Source organism: Streptomyces sp. NPDC014882 (assembly GCF_043081325.1).
Taxonomy (GTDB): Bacteria; Actinomycetota; Actinomycetes; order Streptomycetales; family Streptomycetaceae; genus Streptomyces.
The window spans coordinates 172,972-197,815 of record NZ_JBIBWL010000007.1 but is presented as its reverse complement, the minus strand read 5'-3'; the positions used below and the strand labels follow the sequence as shown (position 1 = coordinate 197,815).

Here is a 24,844-nt window from a genome sequence, read left to right as displayed (position 1 = left end):
ATGGCCCAGTCGGTGGGAATCAAGGACGTCGCCCGCGCCGCCGGCGTCTCGGTCGGCACGGTGTCCAACGTCATCAACCGCCCGGACACCGTGGCCACGGAGACCCGTGCCCGCGTGCTCTCCGCGATCGACCGGCTCGGCTACGTCCGCAGCGAGTCCGCCCGCCAACTGCGCGCGGGCCGCAGCCGGATCATGGGGCTGCTCGTCCTCGACATGGGCAACCCCTTCTTCGTGGACGTCGCCCGCGGCGCCGAACGGGCCGCCCGGCAGGCGGGCCTCGGCGTGATGGTCTGCAACAGCGCCGAGAGCGCCGGCGAGGAGGCCGAGTACCTGTCCCTCTTCGCCGAGCAGCGCGTGCGGGGCGTCCTGCTCACCCCGGCCGACGCCACCGGCCGCAACATCGCCGCGTTCCGCCGGCACGGCATCCCGTTCGTGCTGGTCGACCGGGTCTCCGAGGGCACCACCGAGTGCTCGGTCTCCGTCGACGACGTGGCCGGCGGCGCGCTCGCCGTACGCCACCTCGTCGACGCCGGGCACCGCTCCGTCGCCTACGTCAGCGGCCCGCCCGGCCTCACCCAGATCCGCGACCGCCGCACCGGCGCCCTGAACGCCCTCGCCGAGGCGGGCCTGGGCCCCGAGTGCCTGCGCGAACTGCCCACCGAGCGGCTCGACGTGGCCGCCGGACGGGACGCGGGCGCCCGTCTCCTCGGTCTGACCGACCGTCCGACCGCCGTGTTCTGCGCCAACGACCTGCTCGCCCTCGGCGTCCTGCAGGCCATGTACGCGGCCGGCGTCAACGTCCCCGACGACCTCGCGATCGTCGGCTACGACGACATCGAGTTCGCCGCCGCGGCGGCCGTACCCCTGACGTCCGTCCGCCAGCCGGCCGTCACCATGGGCGCCCTGGCCGCCGGCATGCTCCTGGAGGAGACCGAGGAGGGGCCCGGCGGCGGGCCCCGTCCGCACGAGCACCGGCGGGTCGTGCTCCAGCCGGAGCTGGTGGTGCGCCGCTCCAGCCTGTCGTCGCGCTGACCGGCCGTTCAGCGGTGATGCCCGGTGGTGGTGTCCGGCAGTGGTACCCGGTCGTGGTGCCCGGTCGTGACGGTTCTTCTTCCGGCGGTTTGACCCGTCGTTCAGTAGCGGTTCGTGATCCCCGGCCTCCGCCGGCGCCGGGACGTGTGCTGAACTGGGACGCGGCCCGCACCTCGATCGCCACGGGAGCCTCACGTTGTCCGACAGCTACCGTCAGCCCGGCGTCGTCCTCACCGACCGCCGCTTCACCGTCCCCCTCGACCACGCCGACCCCGCCGGGGAGACGATCGAGCTGTACGCCCGCGAGGTCGTCGCGAGCGACAAGGCGGGGCAGGACCTCCCCTGGCTGGTCTACCTCCAGGGCGGACCCGGCTTCGGCGCCCACCGGTTCGTCGGCCGGCAGGCCTGGCTCGACCGCGCCCTGAAGGAGTTCCGCGTCCTCCTCCTCGACCAGCGCGGCACCGGCAGCTCCACGCCCGCCAACCGGCAGACGCTCCCGCTGCGCGGCGGCCCCGCCGAGCAGGCCGCGTACCTGACCCGCTTCCGCGCCGACTCCATCGTCCGCGACTGCGAGCTGGTGCGCCGCGAGGTCACCGGCGGCGCCCCCTGGACCGTCCTCGGCCAGAGCTTCGGCGGCTTCTGCACGCTCACCTACCTCTCCCTCGCCCCCGAAGGGCTCGCCGCGGCCCTGATCACCGGCGGGCTGCCCTCCCTGGACGCCCACGCCGACGACGTCTACCGGGCCGCCTACCCGCGCATGGAACGCAAGACGGCCGCGCACTACGCCCGCTACCCGCAGGACGTCGCCCGCGCCCGCCGGATCGCCGAGCACCTGCTCGCGCACGAGGTGACCCTCCCGAACGGCTACCGCCTCGGCGTCGAGGCCTTCCAGAGCCTCGGCATCCTCCTCGGCGGCAGCGAGGGCAGCCACCGGCTGCACTTCCTCCTCGAGGACGCCTTCGTGCCCACCCCGGCCGGCCCCGCCCTGTCCGACGCCTTCCAGGAGGAGGTCCAAGGGCTCCTGTCGTACGCCTCGCACCCCCTCTACGCCCTCGTCCACGAGTCGATCTACGGCCAGGACGAGCGGCCCACCGCCTGGTCGGCCGAGCGGGTGCGCGCCGAGTTCCCGCAGTTCGACGCGGCGAAGGCACTGGCGGGCGACGGACCCCTGCCGCTGACCGGCGAGACCGTCCACCCCTGGACGTTCGACCGCGACCCGGCGCTGCGCCCGCTGCGCGAGACCGCCGAACTCCTCGCCGCCCGCACCGACTGGACCCCCCTCTACGACCCGGCCCGCCTCGCCGCCAACGAGGTCCCGGTCGCCGCGGCGGTCTACCACGACGACCTCTACGTCGACACCGCGCACTCGCTGCGGACCGCCCGCGCCGTCCGCGGTCTGCGCACCTGGGTCACCGACGAGTTCGAGCACGACGGCGTCCGCGCGGGCGGCCCCCGCGTCCTGGACCGGCTGCTGGCCCTGACCCGCGACGAGGTCTGACCCGCGACGAGGTCCGGCCCGCGACGAGGTCCGGCCGGCGACCAGGTCCGGCCCGGGTCGAGGTCCGGCCCGGGCCGGCGGAGCCCCGTGCGCCCGCCGCCCGCCGTCCGCCGTCCGCCGCCCCTCCCCGCACCGCCGGTCACCCCCGGCACCCCGGCATCCGGGGCGGGGCGGCCCGGAACACCCCCGGCCGCGCCGCCTCCCCGTGATCAGTAGGGTGGGCGGAATGCGAGACCAGACGGTGGACCGGGAAGACCTGCGCGGCGACTGCGGCAACTGCTTCGGACTGTGCTGCGTGGCGCTGCCCTTCGCCCGCTCCGCGGACTTCGCGCTCGACAAGGACGCCGGCACGCCCTGCCCCAACCTGGGCGAGGACCACCGCTGCGGCATCCACGCCCGGCTGCGGCAGCAGGGCTTCAGCGGCTGCACGGTCTACGACTGCTTCGGCGCCGGCCAGAAGGTCTCCCAGATCACCTTCGGCGGCCGGGACTGGCGTACGGGACCCCGCGACCACGTCCGCCGCATGACCGAGGTCTTCCCGGTGGTCCGGCACCTGCACGAGCTGCTCCGGTACCTCACCGAGGCCCTCGCCCTCCCCGCGGCCGGCCCGCTCCGCCCCGAGCTGCGCCGGGCGCTGGAACGCACCGAGGAACTGACCCTGGGCACCCCGGAGGAACTCGCCGCGCTGGACGTGCCCGCGCACCGCGAGACCGTCGGCGCCCTGCTCCTGCGCGCCAGCGAACTGGCCCGCGCGGGCCGGCCCGGCCGCCGGCGCGAACACCGGGGCGCCGACCTGATGGGCGCCCGCCTCAGGGGCGCCGACCTGCGCGCCGCCAACCTGCGCGGGGCCCTGCTCATCGGGGCCGACCTGCGCGGGGCCGACCTGCGCGGCGCCGACCTCATCGGGGCCGACCTGCGCGGGGCCGACCTCACCGACGCCGACCTGACCGACGCGATCTTCCTGACCCAGCCGCAGCTCACCGCGGCCCGGGGGAGCGCCGGGACCAGGCTGCCGGGGTCAGTCGACCGGCCCGCGCACTGGACAGCGGGGCGCTGAGGCGGGCTCCGGCGCGTCGGCTCTCCGCACGCCTGTCGCCGCGCCCGCCGCCGTCGCCGCGCCCGTCGCCGCCGAGGCCGTCGGCGGGCGCCGCTCCAGCCGCAGCCGCAGGCCCTCCGGCATCAGGGTCAGCCGTTCGGCCACCCGCAGCCGGTAGCCGGGGTCGGGCACCAGCTCGTAGCGGCGCAGCAGCAGGCCGAGCACCAGCGTGGCCTCGTGCAGCGCGAACTGCCGGCCGATGCAGGCCCGCGCCCCGGTGCCGAACGGCTTGAAGGCGTGCGGGGCCCGCGCGCGCACCGCCGCCGCCTCGAAGCGGTCCGGGTCGAACTCCTCGGCGTCGGCGCCCCACACCTCGGGGTCGCGGTGCAGCATCGCCGTCAGCACGAGTGCCCACGCGCCCCGCCGCATCGGATGCTCCCCGGCCAGGACGGTGTCCTCGCGGGCCTCGCGGGCGAACGCGGGCGCCGTGGGCCACAGCCGCAGCGACTCGTCGAGGACCCGGCGCACGTGGCGCAGCCTGGCCACCTGGTCGTACCCCGGCACCGGCGCGTCCCCCCACACCCGGTCCACCTCGGCGCGGGCGCGGGCGGCGACCTCCGGGTGCCGGGAGAGGTAGTGCAGGGCGAAGGAGAGCGCGCCCGAGGTGGTCTCGTGACCGGCGACCAGGAAGGTGACGACCTGGCGCCGCACGTTCTCCGCGGACAGCCGCTCCCCGGTCTCCGGGTGGGCCGTCTCCAGCATCCGGTCGAGGAGGTCGCCGTCACCGGAGGGTCCCGCCCGACGGGCCCGCACCAGCGCGTCGACCGTGCGGTCGAGGAAGGCGATGTCGGCCTCGTTGCGGCGGCCGGCCCGCCACAGCAGCCGGGGCGTCGGCACGGTGTTGAGCCGCTGCGCGTGGCTCAGCGTGCCGACCATCGCCGTGACGAAGGGATGCGGCCGGGACCGTTCGAACGAGCCGAAGTCGTGCCCGAACCCGGTGCGCGCGATCGTCTCCAGCGTCAGCTTCGTCATGTCCGCGGGCACGTCCACGGCGTCCCCCGAGGCAGCCGCCCGGTCCCACTGACCGGTCAGCCGGTCCGCCACGTCCAGCATCATCGGGTGGTAGGCCGCCATGGCCTCCCGGCTGAACCCCGGCGCCAGCACGTCGTGCGCCAACCGCCAGTTGGGCTCGTGGTTGTACGCCGTGAACAGGGCGTCCCCGACCACCGGCCGCAGGTTGGCGACCCCGAGCCCCACGTGCTTGGCGAACCGGGCCTCGTCCGCCAGGTCGGCAGCGAGCCGCGCACCCCAGACGAACACGAACTCCCGGCCGAAGACCCGCCGCCGGAAGACCGGCCCGAGCCGGCGCGCGTACTTCAGGGAGTCCTGCACCGGTGTCCGCCGGCTCGCGCCGAGCACGTCCCCGAGCAGCGGCAGCCGGTACGGCGGATGCGGAATGCGCCGCAGCCCGGGCCACCCCAGCTCGGCACTGCGGAACCCCTTCGGCAGCGCGGCCCCCGGCCCCGGCCCCGCCTCCGTCCCGGACGTCGTCTCCGCCATGACGCGATCTCCCTTGACACAACGGCAGGTCGAGCGTGTTGTACGTGGGTTCAATAGCGTGCCCAGTCTCGTCCCGCCGCTGAACCGGCGTCAAGTAAAGTGCCGGCATGGCCGCCAACCAGGGGGAGCGCGCGCGGCGCCGCCTCAGTACCGGAGAGCGCCGCGAACAGCTTCTGTCGGTGGGCGCGCGCCTGTTCTCGGAGAGCCCGTACGACGAGGTGCGGATCGAGCGGGTCGCCGAGATCGCGGGCGTCTCGCGGGGGCTGCTCTACCACTACTTCCCGGCCAAGCGGGACTTCTTCGCGGCGGTCGTCGAGCGGGAGAGCGAACGGATGCTGCGCATGACGGCGGCGGTGCCCGGCGTCCCCGTCCGCGAACAGCTCACCGCCGGCCTGGACGCCTACCTGGAGTACGTCCGCACCCACGCGCACGGCTACCGCGCCTTCCACCGGGCGGACGCGGCCGGCGACCGGGCCGTGCGCCGTGTCTACCGGCGGGCGCTGGCCGCCCAGGAGCGGCAGATCCTCGCGGCCCTCGCCGCCGACCCCGAGTTCGGGCCGCTCTTCGGGGAGCGCGCCGACGTGCGCCTCGCGGTGCGCGGCTGGCTGGCGTTCACCACGGCGGTGTGCCTGGAGTGGCTGCGCGGTCCCGACGACGCGCTGTCGCGGGAGCAGGTCCGCGAGGTGTGCGCGCGGGCGCTGCTCGGCGTCATCGCCCGCTGACGGACGCCGCACGGGTCACGGGCTCCCGCCCGCCGTGCACTGTCCCACGGCGTCCTCGCCGGCCGGGAGGAGCGGACAGGAGGACCGGACAGGAGGACGGGACAGGAAGACCGGCCGGGAAAAGCGGCCGGGAGGAGCGGCCGGGAGGCGTCCTCACCTGGAACGGCGCGAGTCCCCCCGCCGCTTCCGCCGCAGCCGGTCGGGAACCCGCAGCCGCCGGTGGACCTGCTCACGCAGCCGGGACAGCCAGGGCAGCCGCCCGTCCTGCTCCCGCGTGGCACGGTCCAGCTCCTCCAGGAGGCGGTGCGAGCGGTGCTCGGTGTCGAGTTCGTCGATCATGCGGTTGACCTCGGTCAGCACCGCGCCGTGCAGCTGCCACTGCCGGGCGTCGTGCTGGAGCTGCTCCAGCAGCAGCTGGGCGAGCTTGTCGCGGGTGGCCGCGGCCTCCCGCAGCTGCGAGGTGAGGCGCTCCTCGGCGGACTCGGCGTTCTCGCTGACGTCCGTGGTGACCAGCACCGCGAAGCTGACCACCGCGTCCGCGATCTCCGACAGCAGCCGTTCCAGGGTGGCGCCGGTCTCCGCCGGGAACAGCGTCCCCGGCTCGCGCTCCTTCGTGAGGTCCGTGAGCGTGCGGGCGAGCACCCGCAGGACGACCGTGCAGATCTCCAGCGTGTCCAGGCCGGTGCGCAGCACCACCCGGTGCAGCACGCCCTCCCGGACCCGGGGATTGAGCCGCAGACTGTCCTCCGCCTGCCGCAGGGCGGCGTCCACCTCGATGATGTCGTGGTCCAGGCGGCGCGCCTCGTGCAGCCGGGCGGCGGCCTGCTCGGGGGGCATGCGGCCGGCGGCCTCCTCGCCGATCCGCAGCATCAGCTGCCGCACCCGGCGGGCCAGGCCCTCGATGGACTCGCCCGCCTCCTCCACCCACACCGGGGGCGGCAGCAGCAGGTTGATGCCCAGGCCGACCACGGCCCCGATCAAGGTCTCCAGCACCCGCGCCCAGGCGGTGTTCCCGACCGTGGTCACGCCCAGCACCAGCATGGCGCTGATCGCCACCTCGGGCACGTACTCGTCGACCCGCACCAGGTGGCCGACGGCCAGCGCGGCCACGATCAGCAGCCCGAGACTCCACCAGGTCAGCCCCACGAGCAGGCTGAACGCGATGGCGACGAGCACGCCCGCCACCACCGCGTTGACGCGCCGCACCCCGTTGGTGAGCGTGGCGTACAGGGTGACCTGGACGACCAGCAGCGCGGTCAGCGGCGCGGTGAGGGGGGCGGCCTCGGGACTCAGGTGCAGCGCGATGACGTAGGCGATCGTCGCGGCCGCGGAGGACCGCAGGGCCTGGACGACCGCGGGTTCCCGGCGGCGCCGCACGAACCGCACGAGCGGTGCGGCGCGTTCACGTACATCAAGCATCCCTTGGCCAGTTCCCGTTCCTCACCTGCCTCGAACGTCTCTTCCGTCACCCACCTCGAACGGCGGTGCGGAACGGGGCCGGCGGCCCGGGGAGCGGCCGAGGGGAGTGGCCGAGCGGATCAGTCGAACAACTTGTCGAGGAAGGCCGTCAGGTTGCCGACCGTCCGCGCGATCTGCTCCTCCAGGGTGAGGCTTTCCTCGAACCGGCCCCCCGGCTCCGGGACCTTCCTCCCGCGCACGTAGAGCGAACAGGCCAGGTCGGTGCACATGTAGAGGCCCACGGAGTTGCCCTCGCGCCCCGCGGCGCCCGCCTTGCGGGCGGTCATCAGCGACACCCCGCCGCCGGGGTGGGTGGTCAGGCACAGCGAGCACATGCTGCGGTGCAGGAAACCGCGCCGCGAGGCCGGGAACCGCAGGGTCACGCCCACCGGACGCCCGTCCCGTTCGGTCACCAGGTAGCTGCGGTCGGGAGCGCCGGGATCGCGCCATCCCAGGAAGTCCAGGTCGTCCCAGGGCCGCGAGTCGAGGTCCCGCGGCACCGCCAGCCGCCCGGCCTCCCCCTTGGAGCAGTTCACGAAGGAGTTGCGGATGTCGTGCTCGGTGAGTGTCCTCATCGGAAGTCTCCTGAATCGCGCGGCCCGCGACGACCGCCGGACCGGGCTGCCGTTTCCTTGGGGCTCTAGGTTATGGCCTAAGCGTAAAGGTCTTTCGCGAGAGGGAGCCAATGTTTTTCCATCAGGGCGCATCGTCCCGGATCGAGAACACGGCAGTCTCTTAGCTCACCACATGAACTAAGGGTTGGGGGAATGTCGCGCCGGCCCCGTCCCCACAGGTATGTTGCAGGTCGGGCAGGGTTCGAAGGGGGCCGACATGGCGGGGCGCAGCGGGCGTACGGTACGCGATCTCAGGCGGGCCAACCGCACGGCCGTCCTGCAGCGGCTCTACTTCGACGGTCCCCTCAGCCGCTTCGAGCTGGGTCCGGCCACCGGTCTCAGCTCCGGATCCGTCAGCAACGTCGTCGCCGACCTGGTCGCCGACGGGCTCGTGGAGGAGGCCGGCAGCGTCGACTCCGACGGCGGCCGGCCCCGCACCCTGCTGCGCGTGGCGCCCGCCAGCGGCCACATGATCGGCGTGGACGTCGGCGAGACCCGCGTGCGCGTCGAGCTGTTCGACCTCACCCTCACCGAACTCGCACGCGCCGAAAGACCGCTGGAACAGCGGCGGTACGAGGTCGAGGGCATCGTCGGGCACGTCCGCGACGGCGTGGCCGAGGTGCTCGCCGCCGCGGACCTCGCTCCCGAGCGCCTGCTCGGCGTCGGCATCGGCGTTCCCGGCATCGTCGAGCGCGGCCCCGAGCACGGCGCCGTCGTGCACGGACAGACGATCGGCTGGGACGCCGTCCCGCTGGAGGAACTGCTGCGGGCGGGCTCCCCGCTCCCCGGGAGCGTCCCGTACTTCATCGACAACGGCGCCAGGACCCTCGGCCAGGCCGAGATGTGGTTCGGCGGCGGTCGCGGGGCCCGCAACGCCTGCGTCGTCCTGTTCGGCTCGGGCGTCGGCGCCTGCCTGGTCACCCCCGACGTGGAGAACGGCCGGGCCGTCGAGTGGGGGCACCTGACCGTGCGGGTGCGCGGCCGCCGCTGCCGTTGCGGGGCGCTCGGCTGCCTGGAGGCGTACGCGGGCGCCGAGGCGCTGCTCGACCGCTGGCGCGAGGAGGGCGGCAGGCCCCCGCGGGGCGCCGACGAGGAGACCGCGCTCACCGCGATGCTCGCCGCCGCCTACCCGGCCGACGACACCGCACCCGACCCGGTCGCGCTCGCCGTGCTGGAGGAGACCGCCGAGTACCTGGGCGCCGGACTCTCCGACCTGATCAACCTCTTCCAGCCCGAGCGCATCCTCATCGGCGGCTGGGCCGGCCTCCAGCTCGGCACCCGCTTCCTGCCCGCCGTACGCCGCCACGCCACGGCGTACGCGCTGCGCCACCCGGCGGAGAAGGTGTCCGTCGAACTGGGCCGGCTCGGGCCCGACGCGGTGACCGTGGGCGCCGCGATCCTGCCGCTCGCCGACTTCTTCTCCCGCGGCGGCCGGCGCCCCGAGCCCCTGCCGAGCGGACCGGCGCCCGCCTGGCGCACCGCACTGGAGGAACGCGCCCCGCACTGAGGTTTCGCCGGTCGTCCGGAAGGTACTCGCGTCCCGCTCCGCACGACACGAGCCCGAAGGGAGGACGTCGTGGCCGATCACCGCCTCGAAGGACCCGGAGAGAACGGCACCCCCGTCCCGCGCGACCTGCCCGACCAGCAGGCCGACGGGGGCGAGGACCGCTGGGACGCCGCCCCCGTCCGGTCGGACGAGAACTCCGGGAAGCCCGGGGAGGGCGACGGCGCCGACCCCGGCCTCGACCCCGACGCGGACGTCCCCGACACGGACGAGGCGGGCACCGGACGTCAGGGCGCCCCCCGCCCGGCCACCGTCAACCCCGACCACCCCACCCCCGACGAGTCGTCCGGCTGAGACGGACGCCCCGGCACCCGTACGACGCCTGCCGCCGGCGTCCGCACCAGCCCTGCCGCCCGGTCCCGTGCGACGATCCTCCGCACGGCCGACCGGGCGGCCTCCGTCTCCTGGCGCCGAAGGCGGCCGGGCGGCGCCGACCGCCGGTCGCACCGGCCGGGCGGTCAGCCCACCTTGCGGCCCCGCAGCGGCTCCGTCGGCGCGCCCGCGCCGGCGCGGACTCCGTGCAGGAACTCCTCCAGCACCTCCGTCGCCGTACGCTGCGGACGCCAGCCCAGTTCGACGCGCGCGCGGGTGCAGTCCATCAGGGGCAGCCGCAGGACCGCGTCGAACAGGTGCGGGGAGGCGGGCAGCAGCCGCAGGCCCCACGCGGCGGCGATCGCCGCGCGGGCCGCCGGCCGGGGCAGCCGCACGAGGCGGGCGTCGAACATCTCGGCGAGCAGCGCCGCGTCCAGCGGCGGATCGGCCGCCAGGTTGAACGGTCCGCCCACGTCCGTGCGCACGGCGAGCCGGTACGCCTCCGCGGCGTCGTCGGTGTGCAGTGCCTGCATCCGCAGCCCCGGCACGTCCGGCAGGAAGGGCAGCAGCTCAGGACGCAGGAGCGGCCCCGGCAGGAACCGGCCGCCGAAGATGCGGCGCTGCTCGCTCGCGGCCTCCCGCTTGAACAGGAACGCCGGCCGCATCCGCACCACCCGGATGCCCGGATGATCGCGCTCGAAGGTGTCCAGGGCCCGCTCCAGATACGCCTTCTCCCGGCAGTACGCGGCGTCCGGCCAGCCGTGCGTGGGCCACGACTCGCCCACCGCGCGCTCCTTGGGCCCCGGTGAGTACGCGCCCACCGACGAGGCGTGCACCAGCACCGGCACGTCCGCCGCCGCCACCGCCTCGAACACCCGCAGGCTGCCCAGCACGTTGGTCCGCCACGTCGCCGCGGGGTCGTGCGTCGGCTGGAACGCCCACGCCAGGTGCACCACCGCGTCCGCGCCCTCGAACACCCCGGTGAGACTGGTCTCCTCGGTGCCCAGGTCGACCATCGACCACCGCGTGCCCGGTGGCCTGAAGTCCGGCAGCCGCCGGGCCAGCCCCACCACCGACTCCACCTCGGGATCCTCCGCCAGCAGCCGCACCACGCTCGTGCCGACATTGCCGGTCGCCCCGGTGACCACGACCCTCTTGCCCGACCCGCTGCTCACCTTCGACTCCTCTCGTTGCCGTCGGTCGAGCGCGACGAGTACCCCCGTTCCGCGCGGGGCACGCGAACGCCCGGAGCGGCCCGGGAGGACGGCGCCCGCTCCTTCCGGAGCCGGGCACGGCCGCGGGGGTCGCACGGGGCCGATGCCGATGCCGGGGCCGCACGGGACCGGGGCCGGTACCGGGACAGGGAGCGGGCAGCGAAGAGCCCCGACCGTGACGGGGGAATCACGGCCGGGGCGATCGAGGTGTGGGCACGGACGGCGGTCGCCTCTCGGCGAAAGGCTCCACAGGGCTTCAGCCGAACGATCTTCCCTGTGGGCGAAAGGTGAGGCCCGGGGACACTGTTCCGTCCGCACCCACGCTCTGTTCAACGGCGGACCGCCGTCGGGTGTTCCCGCCGCCCACGGCCCCTCCGGTGACGTGCGTCACCGGCTCCGCTCCGCCTCCCGGGCGGCCGGGAGGACCTCGGCCCGGAGGTTCTCCGCCTGGAGCAGCAGCGCCCCCAGGACCGCCGTGTGCGCCGCGCCCCGCGTGGCCTGGTCGCGCAGACCGTCCTGCAGACGGAGCCGCAGCTCGTCCAGTTCCTCCAGCACAGCCGGTCCGGTCGGCCCGGCCGTTTCCTCCGCGCCGTCCGCCCCGGTGGTCGCGGCCCGCTCCGCTCCGGTGGTCGCGGCCCGCTCCGCCTCGGCCCGGCAGGCGTCGCCGAGCAGTTCCAGCAGCCGGGCGTACGTCCGCAGGGCCGCCGTCCCGGGCGGGGCGGGCGCGCGTTCGCCGTCGGCCGCCACCGCCAGCGTGCGGGTGAGGGCCACGACGTGGTCGGTGACCCGGCCCCAGCGGGCGTCCTCGCTCTCCGGCGGCACGTCCAGGGGGAGCCGGCGCAGCGCGCGCAGCGGTTTGGAGGTCAGCCGCAGGCTCTCCCGGCTCCAGCCGCGCGCCGACCGCAGGCCCTCGCGCCGCCGTTCCAGGCGGGCGGCCGCCCGTGACCACTCGGCGGCCGTCCCCGTGTCCCACCCGCCGTCCCGCAGCCCGCCCGCGACCGCGTCCAGCACCGCGCCGGCCTCCCGGGCCAGCGCGGCCAGGTTCTCCCGCACGTCCCGCAGATGGACCGGCGGCAGCACCAGCGCGTTGACGGCGACCCCGATCACCGCGCCGAGCGCGGCCTGCCCCACCCGGTGTCCGACCGCCGGCGCCGACACCGCGCCGGAGGCGAGCGTGAACACCGCCGTGGTGGCCGCGTAGACGCCCTGGTCGCCGAACCGGGGCCAGTTGGCCAGCAGCATCAGCACCGGCAGCGACAGGGTGAGCGCGCCCAGGGTGTCCGCGGTGACGGCCTGCGCCGCCGAGGCGCACAGCGTGCCCGCGCAGATCGCCGTCCACTGCTGGGCGGCCTGCCGCAGCGAGCCGTACACCGTGGCCTGCACCAGGACCAGCGCCGCCCAGGGCGCCATGAGTGCCATCGGGTCGCCCAGCCAGCTGCCCGCCACCAGCCAGGCCAGCAGGGCCGCCCCCGCCGCCTTCCACGACTGGACGACCAGGTCCCGTTCCCGGCCGGGCCCGCCGCAGGCCGCCCGCGCGGCCCGGCCGACGCCACTCGCCTCCCGTCGTACCGTCTCCGTCAGACGCCGCCCCCAGGACGCCTCCCTCATCCCTGCTCCACCGCGGACGCTCATGCCAGCGGGCTGTCCTCCAGGGTCGCCAGCAGGTGGGCCGGGCCGTCGTAGACCACCTGGGCGCCCGCCTCCTCCAGGTCGGAGCGCGCGATGCCGCCGCACAGCACGCCGACGCAGCGGACCCCGGCCCGGGTGCCCGCCCGCATGTCCCACACGGTGTCGCCGACGAACACGGCCCGCTCGGCGGGCACCCCGGCCAGCTCCAGGGCGTGCTCGACGGGCTCGGGCGCGGGCTTGCCCTCCTCGACGTCGTCCGCGCTCGCCGTGGCGGTGATCGCCTCGTCGGCGTCGAGGGCGCGCCGCAGCGCGGCCAGCTCCGTACCGCTCGCCGAGGTGGCGAGCACCACCTTCCAGCCGTCCTCGTGCAGCCGCCGCAGCAGCGCCCCGGCGTCCCGCAGCGGGGGCAGCCGGTCGAAGTACTGGCCGTACAGGGCCTTGTGGGCGGCGCTCAGCCCGGCGTCCCGGTCCTCGTCGCGGTCCTCGCCCAGCACGTGGGCGATCAGATCGTCGGAACCGAGCCCGATCGCCCGGTGCACGGCGTGCATGGGCACCCGGTGGCCCGCCTGGCGGAACGCCTCCCACCAGGTCACGACGTGCAGGTGATTGGTGTCGACGAGGGTGCCGTCGACGTCGAAGACGGCGGCGCGTTCCATCCGGGGTTCCTTTCGTCGTGCGGGGCGTCACGCGCGCGGGGAACGGTTCCGCCTCCTCGCGCGGCCCGTACCGGGTACCACGTCAGCCGCCCGCCACGCCCGCCGCCACCCGGGGTGCCGCCGAGGCGGCGATGCCGGACCGACGGGGAGGAGGGAACGCGGGTGAAATTGGGTGATTCATACCGGTCCATCGCGATTTACGCTCTATGACATGACCGAAAGCATGAGCCCTTACATCTCCCAACCGCGGATCACGGTGCTCGGGGTACAGCCGTGCGAGTCACCGTTCCGCATCGTGGAAATCGACGGCGAGGTGGTCGGTGAGGCCAGGGCCGTCACCGACGTCCTCGAGACGGCCGCCTCGCACGGCATCGTCATCCACGACCTCGACGACCCGGAGGTGGTGCGCTGGGTGGGCGGGGACCGGTACACCTGGAAACCCCGGTACCGTTTCCGGCACCACTGAGGATGTTCCGGCCGCCCGCGCCCGCGTCGGCCGTCCGCCTCGGCACCCGCGCCGTCACCCCTGCTCGGGCACCCCGCGCCGTCGCACCCGGCGCTCCCGCGCGTGCACGGCCCGGCTCATCCGCCGGCCCAGCAGCACGTACCCGATGAGCGCCCCCGTCGTGTTGAGGATGACGTCGTCGACGTCGAAGGCGCGCCCGGTGACCAGCGCGCCCTGGGCGAACTCCACCAGCAGCATCACGCTCGCGGTCAGCAGCAGGACCCGCACCAGTCCGCGCGCCCGGGGCGCGACGACCGGCACCAGCACGCCGAACGGCACGCCGAGCAGCAGGTTCCCGCCGATCTGCTTCACCGCGTCGCGCAGCTCCGGCTGGTTCAGGTACGCCTTCAGCGACTGGCCGGGCCGCAGGTTCGCGTGCACGAGCGCCTCGGAGGCGGGGGACGGCTGCAGGGTGAGCCGGGCCAGCACGACGGCGAACGCCACCATGAACGCGAAGGCGATCAGCATCGCCAGCAGCCGCAGGGGGAGCGGCAACGGCCGGCGCTCGCCCTGCTCGGTACTCGCGGACTTCGCCCGCCCGGTGGACTTCGCCTTCCTGCCGCGCTCGGCCGGCCCGGTCGTCGCGGGCGGCGCGGTCTTCGCCGGCGGTTCGGGTTTCGGGGCGCGCGGACGAAACGCGGTGCGTGCGCGCAGCACGGCGGCACGCGGACGTAGGGCTGCACGGTCCATGCGGTCCTCCAGTCTTCAACTTCCCAGCGTGGTAAGGCTGTTACCCCCGAACATCCGGAGGATGCGAGGGCTCGCGGCGGGCTCCCCACCTCCGCCGCCCCCGCTCGCGCGCGTCGCTCGTCCCGGCCGCGTGCCCCCGTCCCGGCCGGCCGCGAGGAGGCTCGGGGTGGGTCCGCCGCCCGGCACCGCGGCGGGGCCGGAGCCCCGCCGCCCCGCTCCGGCGGGCCGCACCGCCGACGGGGCTCGCCGGTCCCCGTACGGGCCCGGGCGTTCCCGCCCCGCCAGGCCGCCCCGCGGGCCGGTCGGCGCATCAGGTCACGCCCCGTGGGCCGCCCCCGTGGGTCACGCCCCGTGGGTCACGAGCCGTAGATCACGAGCCGTGGGTCACGAGCCGTAGGTCACGCGCACCTCCTTGAAGCCGAGGGAGCGCAGCAGGCCCTGGAGCATGCCGGTGGTGTTGCTCTCGGCGCGCGCGGTCAGCTCGCTGTCCTTCGCCGCGTCGCCGATGTGCCGGACCGCGAGCTTCTGCACGGCCTGCTCGCCGTTGGGGTTGTCCGAGAAGAGGTCGCCGAGCCGGTCCAGCAGGCCGCGCTGCTTGGAGACGGCGTAGGAGCGGTCGGGGTCGAGGGCCGGTGTGCCGAGCCGTGCGTGCGGCAGCCGCAGGGTGGCCGACGTGCGGTCGCCGTCGACCGTCACGTCCTTGTCGCCGACCTCGCCGAGGTCGACGTAGGCGTCCACGGTGCCCGCCCCGACGTACAGGGTCCGGGTGCCGCGGAGCGCGTCGGGGAGGTACTTGGCGTCCTTCTCCAGGTCGACGACGACCTGGAAGTTGCCGGAGGCGGCCTCGTAGCGGCTCATGTCCTGGATGGATCTGAGCAGCGCGGGCCCCGAACGGTCGTGGGTCTCGGTACCGAAGACGTCGCGCAGTCCCGGCAGCAGGCTGAACCGGATCCCGGCGAACATCACGACGAGCACGACCACGACGGCGGTGAGCACCTTGGCCCAGCCGGGCATGCGTCCGGGGAGGCGCTTGATGGAAGTCGTCATGTCGGCGCTCCCTCCTTCCTGCTCCCCTGATGCCCGTCGAACGCCTTGGCAGGCCCGCCTGTTGAGGAGCTGTGACACGGGCGTCCGGGCCGGCCGCGGGCGGGGGAGCGGGCCGGACGGCGTACCGGTGAGGGTGACGGGGAGGGTGACATCGGCCAGCATGGGAGATCCCGCCGGACCCGGTTCAGCCGAGGAGCCCCAGTGCGTGACATCTCCGTGTTCAGCGGCAGTGCCCACCCCGACCTGGCCGCCGAGGTCTGCGCCCACCTCGGCGTGCCCCTCAGCCCGTCGCGGCTCAGCAGGTTCGCCAACGACTGCCTGGAGGTCCAGCTCCTGGCGAACTGCCGGGAGCGCGACGTCTTCCTCGTGCAGCCCCTGGTCCGGCCCGTGCAGGAGCACCTGGTGGAACTGCTGCTGATGTGCGACGCGGCCCGCGGGGCGTCCGCGGGCCGGATCACCGTCGTCATGCCGCACTACTCCTACGCCCGCTCCGACAAGAAGGACGCGCCCCGCATCTCGCTCGGCGGACGGCTGGTCGCCGACCTGATGGCGGCGGCGGGGGTGCACCGCGTCCTGACCATGACGCTGCACTCCCCCCAGGTGCACGGCTTCTTCTCGGTCCCCGTCGACCATCTGCACGCCCGCCGGGAACTCGCCGCCCACTTCCGCCGCCACGACCTCACCCGGACGACCGTCGTCTCACCCGACCTCGGCAACGCCAAGGAGGCCGCCGCGTTCGCCCGGATGCTCGGCGCGCAGGTGGCGGCCGGCGCCAAACAGCGGTACGCCGACGACCGGGTCAGCATCAACACGGTGATCGGCGAGGTCGCCGGACGGGACGTCATCGTGCTGGACGACGAGATCGCCAAGGGCAGCACCGTCCTCGAACTCCTGGACCGGCTCAGGGAGTCGGGGCCCCGGTCGATCCGGGTGGCCTGCACGCACGGACTCTTCGCGGGCGGCGCCCTCAAACGGCTCAGCGGGCAGCCGGACGTGCTGGAGATCGTGTGCACCAACACCGTGCCCGTGGCCGCGGAGGAGCACACGGACAAGCTGCGCGTGCTGTCCATCGCCCCGGCCCTCGCCGAGGCCGTACGGCGTATTCACAACGGGGAGTCGGTCAGCGCCCTCTTCGACGCGGACCGTGCCTGAGGGGCCCGGACGGGGTCATAACGAGCCGTACGCGGCCCCCGGCCGTTCCAGGGCCGACTCCAGGCTGGCCGCGGGCGGCAGCAGCCGGGACAGGCCGGTGGCCCGCAGGACGCGCAGCGTCAGCGGGTGGGTGCAGACGAGGTGCAGCTCGCCGCCGTGGTCGCGGACCCGGGCGCGGGCGCGGTAGAGCAGGCGCAGCCCCGAGCAGTCGAAGAACTCGATCCCGCTCAGGTCGAGCACGACGCGCGGCGCGGGGCCGGCCGTGGCGCCGTCCAGACGGGAGCCGATCTCCGCCGCGGCGACGAGGTCGATCTCGCCGCGGAACTCCAGCACCGTGTACCCCCGGTCCTCGCGGACGCGCAGATGCGGGGTGTCCGCGGCGGGTTCCTGCTGCACGACGACATCGCCTCCCACACAGCTCCACCGGTCGGGAGCCTCTAACGGCGGGGGAGCGCACGGCAGTTCCCCACCCAGCAAGCTACCCCCGATCGAGTGAATTCCAGCATGTTCGATTGACATATGTCTTCGAAATAAGGGCGTGTCTCGACCGGGTTTTTTCGCGCCGTGAACGAAGTGGTGAAGAATACCCCTACGGCGGGCGTACGCGCGCCCACGAAAGGGCCCGCGTCCGCCGCCGGGGAGTGACGGACCGTCAGTCGACGGTCAGGACCAGCTTGCCGGTGGTCCGGCCGGTGTCGCCGAGCCGGTGCGCCTCGGCGGCGTCGGCCAGCGGGAACGTCCCGGCGATCGTGGCCCGCAGGCTGCCCGCCTCGACCAGTTCGGCGATCCGGCGCATTCCGGCCCGGTCGGCGTCCACGAGCATCCGCACCGCGCGCACGCCGAGCGCCTCGGCCTCGTCGAAGAACTCCGGCGACCCCACCGGCAGGATCGACACCACGACGCCGCCCGGCCGCAGCACCCGCAGCGACCCCGTCGCGGTGCTCCCGCCGATGGTGTCCAGCACCACGTCGACGTCCTTCACCGCCTCGGTGAAGTCCGTCTCCCGGTAGTCGATCACCTCGTCGGCGCCCAGGTCCCGCAGGAAGTCGTGCTTGGCCGCGCTCGCCGTGCCGATGACGTGGGCGCCGCGCTCCTTGGCGATCTGCACGGCCACGTGGCCGACGCCGCCGGCCGCCGCGTGGACCAGCACCCGCTGCCCCGCCCGGAGGCCGGCGACCTCGTCGAGCGCCTGGAGGGCGGTCAGCGACACCAGCGGCAGCGCGGCCGCCTGCACGTGGTCGACGGAGGCGGGCTTGTGCCAGAGGGCGCGCACCGGGGCGATCGCGTACTCGGCGTGCGAGCCGTGGCCGTACGGATAGGGCAGCATGCCGAACACGTCGTCGCCGGGCGCGAAGGCGGCGACGCCGATGCCGACCTCCTCCACCGTGCCGGAGAGGTCCCAGCCGAGCGTGAACGGCGGCTCGCCGAGGAAGCCGCCCGAGTCGCGGTGCTTCCAGTCGGTGGGGTTCACCCCGGCCGCGCGCACCCGCACCAGTACCTCGTTGGGCCGCGGTGCGGGCCGCTCCACCGTCTCCGTCCTCAGGACCTCGGGTCCGCCGAGGACGTCCTGCGTGATGACGCGCATCGTGCGCTCAGTACTCATGAGGCCCCAGCCTGCCAGGGGCCGCGCACCCCGTACATGGCATGATTGCCACTCTTCGATACGATCGTGCCATGCACGGCAGTCAGCGGCATCCGGAACGCGTGGTCGTCCTCGCCCTCGACGGCGTCTACCCCTTCGAACTCGGCATCCCGAGCCGCGTCCTCGGCGCGGCGGACGGCCGTTACGAGGTCCTGACCTGCACGGTCGACGGCCGCCCGGTGCGCACCGACGCGGACTTCACGATCGGCGTCGAGCACGGCCCCGAGGTGCTCGAGACCGCCGGCACCGTCGTCGTCGCCCCCGTGTCGCCCTCGCGGGTCGGCGCCGACCTCCCCGACGGGGTCGCCGCCGCCCTCGCCCGCATCCCTCCCGGCGCGCGCGTCCTGTCCATCTGCACCGGCGCCTTCGTGCTCGCCGCCGCCGGCCTCCTCGACGGCCGCCGGGCCACCACCCACTGGCGACTCGCCGACGAGTTCCGCCGGCTGTTCCCGCACGTCGACCTGGACCCGGACGTCCTGTTCGTCGACGACGGCCCGGTGCTCACCTCCGCCGGAGCCGCCTCGGGCGTCGACGTCTGCCTCCACCTCGTCCGCAAGGACCACGGCAGCGACCTCGCCAACACGGTGGCCCGCCGCTGCGTCGTCCCGCCCTTCCGGGACGGCGGGCAGGCCCAGTACATCGAGCGCCCGGTGCCCGAGGCCGGCGCCGCGAGCACGGCGGCCACCCGCGCCTGGGCCCTGCGGCGCCTCGGCGAACCCCTCACCCTCGCCGACCTCGCGGCACACGCCCGGATGAGCCTGCGCACCTTCGCCCGCCGCTTCCACGACGAGGTCGGCCTCAGCCCCGGCCGCTGGCTGATCCAGCAGCGCGTGGCGCACGCCCGGCACCTGCTGGAGTCCAGCGACCTCGGCGTGGACCAGATCGCCGGCCGGGTCGGCTTCGCCACCGGCGCCTCGCTGCGCCGGCACCTGCACGCGGCGATCGGCGTCTCGCCCCAGGCGTACCGCAGGACGTTCCAGGCGGCCCGCTGAACGTTCCGGGCCCCCGCCGCGTCGCAGGAGCGCGAGGCCGGCCGGAGGTCGGCCGGAGGGACGGGAGCGGACATGCGCAGAAGAGGGCTGACGGCGGCGACGGTTGTGGCGCTGGTGGCGGCAGTGGTGGGATGCGGCGCGGGGGGCGAGGGCCTGGTCGTCGAGGGGGCCGCGCCGGCCGCCCCCTACGGCGGCCCGCTCGACGTCCCCGCCCGCGACGTGGACGGGAGCTCCCCGCAAGCCCTGCGCGCCGCCACCGGCGCCGCGGGCCGGGCCCTGGAGTGCGAGGGCGAGATCTTCGAGGGCAACGGGCCCGACGGCTGGAGCGGCGGCGACGCGGGCGACACCCCGGAGGACGGACTGCGGCTCTTCTTCACCCTTCTCGCCCCCGAAGTGCCCGGCTCCGGCTACCGCGTGGAGCGCCGCGAGGGCGACCGGGTGCTGTACTCCCTCGACGTCGGCGGCCGCACCAAGGTGGCCGTCGTCGTCGCCCACGACCAGCCGGACCGGCCCGGCTGGGGCCCCGAGACCAGCGCCTCCTGCGACCCGGTCGAACTCCCCGCCGACTTCGTCGGCTCGCGGCGGTACGAGTTCTGGACGGACGCCCGGGGCGAGCGGCAGCCCGTCGCCCGCATCCACAGCTCTCCCGGCCCGGAGCACTGCGACTGGCAGTCCGCGCGCTTCCTGACGCTCGGCCGCGGGCAGGCGGCCACGACGTACGTCCGCGACCCCGACGGCGTCCTTGGAACCGACCTGCCGACCGCCCCCTACGACCCCGACGCGACGCTTCCCGCCGACGCCCGCGACACGGGATACCGCTACGGAGAAGGGCAGTTGTGGCTGACGGACGACCGCAGGACGGCGTACGTCCGCACCCCCGACGGCGTCGAGGCCTGGCCCGCGGCGACGGACGCGCCGGCCTGCATGTGAGGGCTCAGCGGCTCGCGTGCAGGGCGACCAGCAACTGCCACACCTGGTCGGCGATCTCGGCGGGCCCCGCGTCCAGCAGGCCGTGCAGCCAGTCCGCGAGCACCCCGGCGAAGGTCGCGGCGACGGCCGAGGCGACGAGCGGCGCGTCGGCCGCGCCCGCCCGCTCGCGCTCCCGCAGGCTGTACGCCCGCAGGTCCCGGTGCAGCACCCGGCCCAGCGGGCCCCCGCCGCCCGGGGTCAACAGGGCCCGGTACAGGGCCGCGTGGGGGGCCAGCGAGGCGAAGAACTCCACGAGCGCCGCGGGGGCGCGCACCGGGTCGGGCCGCCCCCGCCAGGCGTGCAGCGCCTCCACCGCCTCGCCCACGACGTCCGCGCAGGCGTCGACGGCGAGGGCCTCGAGGTCCTCGTAGTGGACGTAGAAGGTGGCCCGGCCGACGCCGGCGCGGCGCACCAGCGCGGCGACGCCGACCTCCGCCAGCGGCCGCTCCGCGCACTCGTCGAGGAGCGCGGCGCGCAGCCTCGCCCGGGTGCGGGCCGCCCGCGGGTCCCCGGGCTCGCCGCGGGTCACCGCGCGATCAGCACGGCGGCCAGGGCGAGGGCGCCGGGCAGCGCCTGCGCCACCAGGATCCGGCGGTTCGCCGTGGCCGCGCCGTACACACCCGCGACGACCACGCAGCACAGGAAGAACACCTGCGCCCGGAAGCCGGTCGGGTCACCGGCGACCAGCCCCCAGACCAGGCCTGCCGCCAGGAACCCGTTGTACAGGCCCTGGTTGGCGGCCAGCGGGGCGGTCGCCCGGGCCATCTCCGCGTCGAAGCCGTGGAAGGCGCGCCCCCGCCTCCCCTGCCACAGGAACATCTCCAGCACCAGGATGTAGACGTGCAGGGCGGCTACCAGCCCCACGAGAACGTCGGCGACGGCTTCCATCGGATTCCCCATTTCTTGGACAGGTGTCCATCATAGCTGGACGAGTGTCCAGGAAAGCCGGTGGGCGGGGCGCCCTGCGCGGACAGCCGCCCGCGGCCACACTGGGATCATGACCTCAGCACCCGCACGCTCCCCGCGGCAGCGCAGGCACGACACCCTGCACCGGCTGGAACACGACGTCGACGCCTGGGTCGCCACCGCCGCCGAGGACGGCGCGGCCCCCCACCTGATCCCGCTCTCCTACGTCTGGGACGGCGCGACCCTGCTGATCGCCACCCCGGCCGCGAGCCGCACCGGGCGGAACCTGCGCGCCACCGGCGTCGCCCGCCTCGGGATCGGCCCCACCCGGGACGTCGTGCTCGTCGACGGCTCCGTCCTGGCGGTGGACCCCGCCGACCTGCCGGAGGAGGACGCCGAGATCTTCGCGGCCAAGACCGGCTTCGACCCGCGCGAACTGGCCGTGCCCCACCTGTACTTCTACGTCCGGCCGCGCCGGATCCAGGCGTGGCGGGAGACCGACGACCCCGCGGGACGGGAGCTGATGCGGGACGGCGAGTGGCTGGTGCCCGACTGAATCCGGGGTAACCGCAGGGTTCGGGGGCGGCGCGGGTCCGCCCCGCCTGCCGACCTCGCGGAGGAGACATGTCACTGGTGAAAGCGGGCATCGTGGTGCTCGACTGCGCCGAGCCCGAGAAACTCGCCGAGTTCTACGCCGGCCTGCTGGACGCCGAGGTGACCCACGCGTCCGCCAACCTCGTGGAGATCACGGGCGCCGCCGGCACCCGGCTGGGTTTCCGGCGCGACGTCAACGCGACCCCGCCCAGCTGGCCCCGCCCCGAGGCCTCCCTCCAGGCCCACCTCGAGTTCCTGGTGGAGGACCTCGACGAGGCGGAACGCCGGATCGTGGGCCTGACCGGGCGCCCGGTGGAGACGAAGGGCGCCGCCGGCGCGCACGAGGAGCGCCAGTACGCCGATCCGGCCGGGCACTCCTTCACCCTGCGCCTGCGGCCGTCCACCGCGCCCAAGCAGAACTGAGGGCGGCGCCGCCCCCGCGCGGGGGCGGCGCCGGCCGCTCCCGTCAGTCCCGGCCGCCCTTGTCCTTCGCCGGCCACACGCCGGTCGACCGTTCGATGGCCTTCGCGCCCGTACGGTCCGCCGCGCTGCGGACCGCGGCGAAGATCGCCCCCTGGATCGCCGCGGCGAGGAGGACCTCCCCCCAGCCGCGGTCCCGGTCCAGGGCGTCCGGGGCGTCGTCCTCGTGACGGACGACCTTCCAGATCTTGCGGAAGGCCATCCCCGCCAGCGCGCCGCCGGCCCAGCCGAAGACGAATCCGACGGGCTGGTAGACGAGCGGGAGCTTCTGCTTCTTTCCCACGTGTACCTCCTGGTGCTCAGGGACGAAAACGACGAAGGGCAGGAACGGAAAAGGGGTGTACGGGCGGTCGGGGCCGGCCCCGCGCCGGGACCTCCCCGCCCGGCAGCGCCGGACCCGGCGGCGTCCCGCCGTCCGCCGGCAGGGCGTCCTCCGGCCCGGGCAGCCGCCGGGAGGGCACGGCGCGGCCCACCGACGGGCGGTGCCGGCCGACGACCGGGCGGTGCCGGCCGGACGCCACCGGCCACCCGTCGCGGCCGTCGCGGCCGTCCGCGGTGACCCGGTCGGCGAAGCGGCCCCCGGCCCGCTCGGACGCCTGGTGCCCGTGGGCGCTGTCGCCGTCGGCCCGGCCCGCCATGGTTCCTCCCGGTCGTGGTGCGTACGTGCGTCGTCCACCGCCTTCCCCGTTTTCCGCCGACCGCACGGTATGAGTCCGATCCGCCGGGGCAACCGGCGGAAGTGACGGGAACTTCATCGAAAGCCACGACCGTGAACGGCGCCACCTCGCGGACGGCGGCCCCCGACCGCGCGGGCGCGCGGGACGCGGCCCCGGACGGCGTGACGGCCCGGGGGACGACCGGGAAAAGCACCGCCGGACCCGCCGCCGACCGCAGTACCCGCCTCACCGTGCTGGTGGCGCTCGTGGCCAACCTGGTCATCGCGGTCGCCAAACTCGTCGGGGGCCTGCTCGCGGGCTCGCCCGCGCTGCTCTCCGAGGCGGCGCACTCCGTCGCCGACAGCCTCAACGAGGTCTTCCTGCTCGCCGCGCTGCGCCGCAGCCGCCGCCCCGCCGACCGCCGGCACCCCTTCGGCTACGGCAAGGAACGCTTCTTCTGGTCGCTCCTCGCGGCCGTGGGCATCTTCGTCATGGGCGGCTGCTTCTCCTTCTTCCAGGGCGTCGAGGCCCTGCACGCGGAGACCGAGGAGAAGTTCAGCGGCTACGTGGCCGGCCTGGCGGTGCTCGGCGTGGCCTTCCTCGCGGAAGGGGCCTCGCTGCTGCGGGCCCTGCACCAGGCGCGCCGTCAGGGCGGCACCGCGAACCTGCGCGACCCGGCCCTGCGCACGGTCCTCGCCGAGGACGGCACCGCCGTGCTCGGCGTCCTCCTGGCCGCGGCCGGCATGGCCCTGCACATGGTGACCGGCCAGGTGGTGTGGGAGGCGTCCGCCTCGCTCGCGATCGGCGCGCTCCTCGTCTGCGTCGCCTACGGCCTCGGCCGGGAGGCCCGCGACCAGCTGATCGGCGAGGCCGCCGACCCCGCGACCGCCGGCCGGATCCGCGCCCTGCTGGACGCGCAGCCGGAGATCGACAGCGTGGAGGGACTGTTCACGATGCGCACGGGCGTGGACTCGGCCCTGGTGGCCGCCCGCGTCGACCTGGTGCCGGGGATGGACAGCGAGCACGTCGAGGAGGTCGCGGTGCGCATCAAGCGCTCCCTCGCCGGTGTCGTCCCCGAGGCCGACCAGATCTTCCTCGACGTGACCGACCGCGCCTGCCGCGAGCACGACGAAAGCCCCGCCGCGACGGGGGAGCGCGGCGGGGCCTGACCGTCGACTGCCCGGCACGCGGGCGTCCATGCCCTCCGCCGGCGGATTTCCCCGCGCGATCCCTCCGGCGGGCGCCGGCCGTTCCGCCGGCCGGCGCCCAGGTGCGGGCCGGCGGGTCAGTGCGGCCGGTCGGCCCGCTCCAGGACGAACACGGGGATCTCCCGGTCCGTCTTCTCCTGGTACTCCGCGTACTGCGGGAAAGCGGCGACCGCGCGTTCCCACCACCGAGCCTTCTCCTCGCCGGTCACCTCACGGGCCGTCATGTCCTGCTTCACCAGACCGTCCTGGAGTTCCACGCGCGGGTCGGCCTTGACGTTGAAGTACCAGACCGGGTGCTTGGGGGCCCCGCCCAGCGAGGCGACCACGGCGTAGCGCCCCTCGTGCTCCACCCGCATCAGGGGCGTCTTGCGGATCTTCCCGCTCTTCGAGCCCACGGTCGTCAGGATGATCACGGGCCTCCCGGTGTCCAGGAGCGTGGTCCCCTCGGTGCCGCCGGAGCTCTCGTACAGCTCCACCTGCTCGCGCACCCACTGGGTCGGGCTCGGTTCGTACTCGCCCTCGAGAGGCATGGCATCCGTCCCTTCGTCATGTCGTCCCGTCATGTCGCCGGTGCGATCGACCCGGTGACCCGGTGACCCGGTGACCCGGTGCCCCGGCGACCACCGTCAACACTGGCACCGGCACGTTTCATCCGCCGCGCGACGCACCGCGGCCCCGCCGGGCGACGGGCCGGCACGATCCGGACAC

General features: G+C 74.9%; 27 protein-coding genes. 13 read left to right on the top strand and 14 right to left on the bottom strand.

All coding sequences use genetic code 11. The annotated features are described in order from the left end of the window. The 3 genes from ACF09K_RS18645 to ACF09K_RS18635 all read left to right on the top strand — a co-directional run bounded on the left by ACF09K_RS18645 (position 1) and on the right by ACF09K_RS18635 (position 3,587). The gene (locus tag ACF09K_RS18645) at positions 1-1,032 is read left to right on the top strand and encodes a LacI family DNA-binding transcriptional regulator (protein WP_392244842.1); all 1,032 of its coding nucleotides are present in this window, start codon (positions 1-3) and stop codon (positions 1,030-1,032) included. Between the two features lie 196 nt (positions 1,033-1,228). Next, the gene (locus ACF09K_RS18640; RefSeq protein ID WP_392244840.1) at positions 1,229-2,530 is read left to right on the top strand and encodes an alpha/beta fold hydrolase; all 1,302 of its coding nucleotides are present in this window, start codon (positions 1,229-1,231) and stop codon (positions 2,528-2,530) included. Positions 2,531-2,756: 226 nt separating this feature from the next. Then, complete coding sequence (locus tag ACF09K_RS18635) at positions 2,757-3,587, top strand: pentapeptide repeat-containing protein (RefSeq protein ID WP_392244838.1); 831 nt, start codon at positions 2,757-2,759, stop codon at positions 3,585-3,587. Here ACF09K_RS18635 and ACF09K_RS18630 read toward each other — a convergent pair. Further along, positions 3,549-5,126 (bottom strand): cytochrome P450, encoded by a 1,578-nt coding sequence (locus ACF09K_RS18630; RefSeq protein WP_392244836.1) that lies wholly within the window; start codon positions 5,124-5,126, stop codon positions 3,549-3,551. The genes ACF09K_RS18635 and ACF09K_RS18630 overlap by 39 nt on opposite strands. A gap of 107 nt (positions 5,127-5,233) precedes the next feature. On the opposite strand from ACF09K_RS18630, the gene ACF09K_RS18625 reads away from it, so the two are divergent. Then, complete coding sequence (locus tag ACF09K_RS18625) at positions 5,234-5,848, top strand: TetR/AcrR family transcriptional regulator (RefSeq protein WP_392244834.1); 615 nt, start codon at positions 5,234-5,236, stop codon at positions 5,846-5,848. A 153-nt stretch (positions 5,849-6,001) separates the two neighbouring features. Here the strand turns inward: ACF09K_RS18625 and ACF09K_RS18620 are convergent, their stop codons facing one another. Together ACF09K_RS18620 and ACF09K_RS18615 are read right to left on the bottom strand one after the other, a co-directional pair. Continuing rightward, entirely contained in the window at positions 6,002-7,267 is a 1,266-nt protein-coding gene (locus ACF09K_RS18620) for an aromatic acid exporter family protein (RefSeq protein ID WP_392244832.1), read from the bottom strand. A gap of 119 nt (positions 7,268-7,386) precedes the next feature. Continuing rightward, complete coding sequence (locus ACF09K_RS18615) at positions 7,387-7,881, bottom strand: FBP domain-containing protein (RefSeq protein ID WP_392244830.1); 495 nt, start codon at positions 7,879-7,881, stop codon at positions 7,387-7,389. Positions 7,882-8,137: 256 nt separating this feature from the next. Between ACF09K_RS18615 and ACF09K_RS18610 the strand changes: the two genes are divergently transcribed. Continuing rightward, positions 8,138-9,427: an ROK family protein gene (locus ACF09K_RS18610; RefSeq protein ID WP_392244828.1), complete on the top strand. Its 1,290-nt coding sequence runs from the start codon at positions 8,138-8,140 to the stop codon at positions 9,425-9,427. 69 nt (positions 9,428-9,496) lie between these two features. Continuing rightward, positions 9,497-9,778 carry a hypothetical protein gene (locus ACF09K_RS18605; RefSeq protein ID WP_392244826.1) on the top strand — a complete coding sequence of 94 codons (282 nt, stop codon included), beginning with the start codon at positions 9,497-9,499 and terminating at the stop codon, positions 9,776-9,778. A gap of 164 nt (positions 9,779-9,942) precedes the next feature. On the opposite strand, the gene ACF09K_RS18600 is transcribed toward ACF09K_RS18605, so the two are convergent. The 3 genes from ACF09K_RS18600 to ACF09K_RS18590 form a co-directional block, all read right to left on the bottom strand. Next, positions 9,943-10,971 carry an SDR family oxidoreductase gene (locus tag ACF09K_RS18600; protein ID WP_392244824.1) on the bottom strand — a complete coding sequence of 343 codons (1,029 nt, stop codon included), beginning with the start codon at positions 10,969-10,971 and terminating at the stop codon, positions 9,943-9,945. Between the two features lie 426 nt (positions 10,972-11,397). Beyond that, positions 11,398-12,618: an aromatic acid exporter family protein gene (locus ACF09K_RS18595; RefSeq protein ID WP_392244822.1), complete on the bottom strand. Its 1,221-nt coding sequence runs from the start codon at positions 12,616-12,618 to the stop codon at positions 11,398-11,400. 20 nt (positions 12,619-12,638) lie between these two features. Continuing rightward, on the bottom strand, positions 12,639-13,295 hold the full coding sequence (locus ACF09K_RS18590; protein WP_392244821.1) for an HAD family hydrolase: 657 nt from the start codon (positions 13,293-13,295) through the stop codon (positions 12,639-12,641). Between the two features lie 211 nt (positions 13,296-13,506). Between ACF09K_RS18590 and ACF09K_RS18585 the strand changes: the two genes are divergently transcribed. Beyond that, complete coding sequence (locus ACF09K_RS18585) at positions 13,507-13,761, top strand: hypothetical protein (protein ID WP_392244819.1); 255 nt, start codon at positions 13,507-13,509, stop codon at positions 13,759-13,761. A gap of 54 nt (positions 13,762-13,815) precedes the next feature. Here the strand turns inward: ACF09K_RS18585 and ACF09K_RS18580 are convergent, their stop codons facing one another. Both ACF09K_RS18580 and ACF09K_RS18575 read right to left on the bottom strand, forming a co-directional pair. Beyond that, complete coding sequence (locus ACF09K_RS18580; RefSeq protein ID WP_392244817.1) at positions 13,816-14,490, bottom strand: VanZ family protein; 675 nt, start codon at positions 14,488-14,490, stop codon at positions 13,816-13,818. 384 nt (positions 14,491-14,874) lie between these two features. Further along, positions 14,875-15,537, bottom strand: a complete 663-nt coding sequence (locus ACF09K_RS18575; RefSeq protein WP_392244815.1) for a DUF4230 domain-containing protein — start codon at positions 15,535-15,537, stop codon at positions 14,875-14,877. Between the two features lie 201 nt (positions 15,538-15,738). Here ACF09K_RS18575 and ACF09K_RS18570 point away from each other — a divergent pair, with 201 nt between their 5' ends. Continuing rightward, positions 15,739-16,689, top strand: coding sequence for a ribose-phosphate diphosphokinase (locus ACF09K_RS18570; RefSeq protein WP_392244813.1), 951 nt, complete (start codon positions 15,739-15,741; stop codon positions 16,687-16,689). 15 nt (positions 16,690-16,704) lie between these two features. On the opposite strand, the gene ACF09K_RS18565 is transcribed toward ACF09K_RS18570, so the two are convergent. Both ACF09K_RS18565 and ACF09K_RS18560 read right to left on the bottom strand, forming a co-directional pair. Continuing rightward, positions 16,705-17,085 (bottom strand): anti-sigma factor antagonist, encoded by a 381-nt coding sequence (locus ACF09K_RS18565; protein ID WP_392244811.1) that lies wholly within the window; start codon positions 17,083-17,085, stop codon positions 16,705-16,707. 256 nt (positions 17,086-17,341) lie between these two features. Further along, positions 17,342-18,292, bottom strand: coding sequence for an NADP-dependent oxidoreductase (locus tag ACF09K_RS18560; protein ID WP_392244809.1), 951 nt, complete (start codon positions 18,290-18,292; stop codon positions 17,342-17,344). A gap of 71 nt (positions 18,293-18,363) precedes the next feature. Between ACF09K_RS18560 and ACF09K_RS18555 the strand changes: the two genes are divergently transcribed. Beyond that, positions 18,364-19,323 (top strand): GlxA family transcriptional regulator, encoded by a 960-nt coding sequence (locus ACF09K_RS18555; protein WP_392244807.1) that lies wholly within the window; start codon positions 18,364-18,366, stop codon positions 19,321-19,323. Positions 19,324-19,395: 72 nt separating this feature from the next. Further along, positions 19,396-20,253: a hypothetical protein gene (locus ACF09K_RS18550; RefSeq protein ID WP_392244805.1), complete on the top strand. Its 858-nt coding sequence runs from the start codon at positions 19,396-19,398 to the stop codon at positions 20,251-20,253. A gap of 4 nt (positions 20,254-20,257) precedes the next feature. Here the strand turns inward: ACF09K_RS18550 and ACF09K_RS18545 are convergent, their stop codons facing one another. After that, on the bottom strand, positions 20,258-20,821 hold the full coding sequence (locus ACF09K_RS18545; RefSeq protein ID WP_392244803.1) for a TetR/AcrR family transcriptional regulator: 564 nt from the start codon (positions 20,819-20,821) through the stop codon (positions 20,258-20,260). After that, a complete protein-coding gene (locus ACF09K_RS18540; RefSeq protein WP_392244801.1) occupies positions 20,818-21,180 on the bottom strand; it encodes a DUF1304 domain-containing protein in 363 nt (120 codons plus the stop codon). Before ACF09K_RS18540 ends, ACF09K_RS18545 begins: the two co-directional genes overlap by 4 nt. A gap of 109 nt (positions 21,181-21,289) precedes the next feature. Between ACF09K_RS18540 and ACF09K_RS18535 the strand changes: the two genes are divergently transcribed. Next, positions 21,290-21,754: a pyridoxamine 5'-phosphate oxidase family protein gene (locus ACF09K_RS18535; protein WP_392244799.1), complete on the top strand. Its 465-nt coding sequence runs from the start codon at positions 21,290-21,292 to the stop codon at positions 21,752-21,754. Positions 21,755-21,822: 68 nt separating this feature from the next. Further along, positions 21,823-22,215, top strand: a complete 393-nt coding sequence (locus ACF09K_RS18530; protein WP_392244797.1) for a VOC family protein — start codon at positions 21,823-21,825, stop codon at positions 22,213-22,215. Positions 22,216-22,258: 43 nt separating this feature from the next. Here the strand turns inward: ACF09K_RS18530 and ACF09K_RS18525 are convergent, their stop codons facing one another. Further along, positions 22,259-22,555 carry a DUF4235 domain-containing protein gene (locus ACF09K_RS18525; RefSeq protein ID WP_392244795.1) on the bottom strand — a complete coding sequence of 99 codons (297 nt, stop codon included), beginning with the start codon at positions 22,553-22,555 and terminating at the stop codon, positions 22,259-22,261. Between the two features lie 555 nt (positions 22,556-23,110). On the opposite strand from ACF09K_RS18525, the gene ACF09K_RS18520 reads away from it, so the two are divergent. Beyond that, positions 23,111-24,097 carry a cation diffusion facilitator family transporter gene (locus ACF09K_RS18520; RefSeq protein WP_392245097.1) on the top strand — a complete coding sequence of 329 codons (987 nt, stop codon included), beginning with the start codon at positions 23,111-23,113 and terminating at the stop codon, positions 24,095-24,097. A gap of 116 nt (positions 24,098-24,213) precedes the next feature. Here ACF09K_RS18520 and ACF09K_RS18515 read toward each other — a convergent pair whose 3' ends face one another. Next, positions 24,214-24,666 (bottom strand): nitroreductase family deazaflavin-dependent oxidoreductase, encoded by a 453-nt coding sequence (locus tag ACF09K_RS18515; RefSeq protein WP_392244793.1) that lies wholly within the window; start codon positions 24,664-24,666, stop codon positions 24,214-24,216. Between the last annotated feature and the right edge of the window lie 178 nt (positions 24,667-24,844).

What these genes read in the sequence shown, in the direction of transcription:
- ACF09K_RS18620 (WP_392244832.1), bottom strand. Translation starts at nt 7,267, where the DNA reads ATGCTTGATGTACGTGAACGCGCCGCACCGCTCGTGCGGTTCGTGCGG.
- ACF09K_RS18635 (WP_392244838.1), top strand. Translation starts at nt 2,757, where the DNA reads ATGCGAGACCAGACGGTGGACCGGGAAGACCTGCGCGGCGACTGCGGC.
- ACF09K_RS18515 (WP_392244793.1), bottom strand. Translation starts at nt 24,666, where the DNA reads ATGCCTCTCGAGGGCGAGTACGAACCGAGCCCGACCCAGTGGGTGCGC.
- ACF09K_RS18560 (WP_392244809.1), bottom strand. Translation starts at nt 18,292, where the DNA reads ATGAGTACTGAGCGCACGATGCGCGTCATCACGCAGGACGTCCTCGGC.
- ACF09K_RS18530 (WP_392244797.1), top strand. Translation starts at nt 21,823, where the DNA reads ATGTCACTGGTGAAAGCGGGCATCGTGGTGCTCGACTGCGCCGAGCCC.
- ACF09K_RS18615 (WP_392244830.1), bottom strand. Translation starts at nt 7,881, where the DNA reads ATGAGGACACTCACCGAGCACGACATCCGCAACTCCTTCGTGAACTGC.
- ACF09K_RS18610 (WP_392244828.1), top strand. Translation starts at nt 8,138, where the DNA reads ATGGCGGGGCGCAGCGGGCGTACGGTACGCGATCTCAGGCGGGCCAAC.
- ACF09K_RS18550 (WP_392244805.1), top strand. Translation starts at nt 19,396, where the DNA reads ATGCGCAGAAGAGGGCTGACGGCGGCGACGGTTGTGGCGCTGGTGGCG.
- ACF09K_RS18535 (WP_392244799.1), top strand. Translation starts at nt 21,290, where the DNA reads ATGACCTCAGCACCCGCACGCTCCCCGCGGCAGCGCAGGCACGACACC.
- ACF09K_RS18585 (WP_392244819.1), top strand. Translation starts at nt 13,507, where the DNA reads ATGACCGAAAGCATGAGCCCTTACATCTCCCAACCGCGGATCACGGTG.
- ACF09K_RS18540 (WP_392244801.1), bottom strand. Translation starts at nt 21,180, where the DNA reads ATGGAAGCCGTCGCCGACGTTCTCGTGGGGCTGGTAGCCGCCCTGCAC.
- ACF09K_RS18580 (WP_392244817.1), bottom strand. Translation starts at nt 14,490, where the DNA reads ATGGACCGTGCAGCCCTACGTCCGCGTGCCGCCGTGCTGCGCGCACGC.
- ACF09K_RS18590 (WP_392244821.1), bottom strand. Translation starts at nt 13,295, where the DNA reads ATGGAACGCGCCGCCGTCTTCGACGTCGACGGCACCCTCGTCGACACC.
- ACF09K_RS18645 (WP_392244842.1), top strand. Translation starts at nt 1, where the DNA reads ATGGCCCAGTCGGTGGGAATCAAGGACGTCGCCCGCGCCGCCGGCGTC.
- ACF09K_RS18555 (WP_392244807.1), top strand. Translation starts at nt 18,364, where the DNA reads ATGCACGGCAGTCAGCGGCATCCGGAACGCGTGGTCGTCCTCGCCCTC.
- ACF09K_RS18625 (WP_392244834.1), top strand. Translation starts at nt 5,234, where the DNA reads ATGGCCGCCAACCAGGGGGAGCGCGCGCGGCGCCGCCTCAGTACCGGA.
- ACF09K_RS18575 (WP_392244815.1), bottom strand. Translation starts at nt 15,537, where the DNA reads ATGACGACTTCCATCAAGCGCCTCCCCGGACGCATGCCCGGCTGGGCC.
- ACF09K_RS18630 (WP_392244836.1), bottom strand. Translation starts at nt 5,126, where the DNA reads ATGGCGGAGACGACGTCCGGGACGGAGGCGGGGCCGGGGCCGGGGGCC.
- ACF09K_RS18595 (WP_392244822.1), bottom strand. Translation starts at nt 12,618, where the DNA reads ATGAGGGAGGCGTCCTGGGGGCGGCGTCTGACGGAGACGGTACGACGG.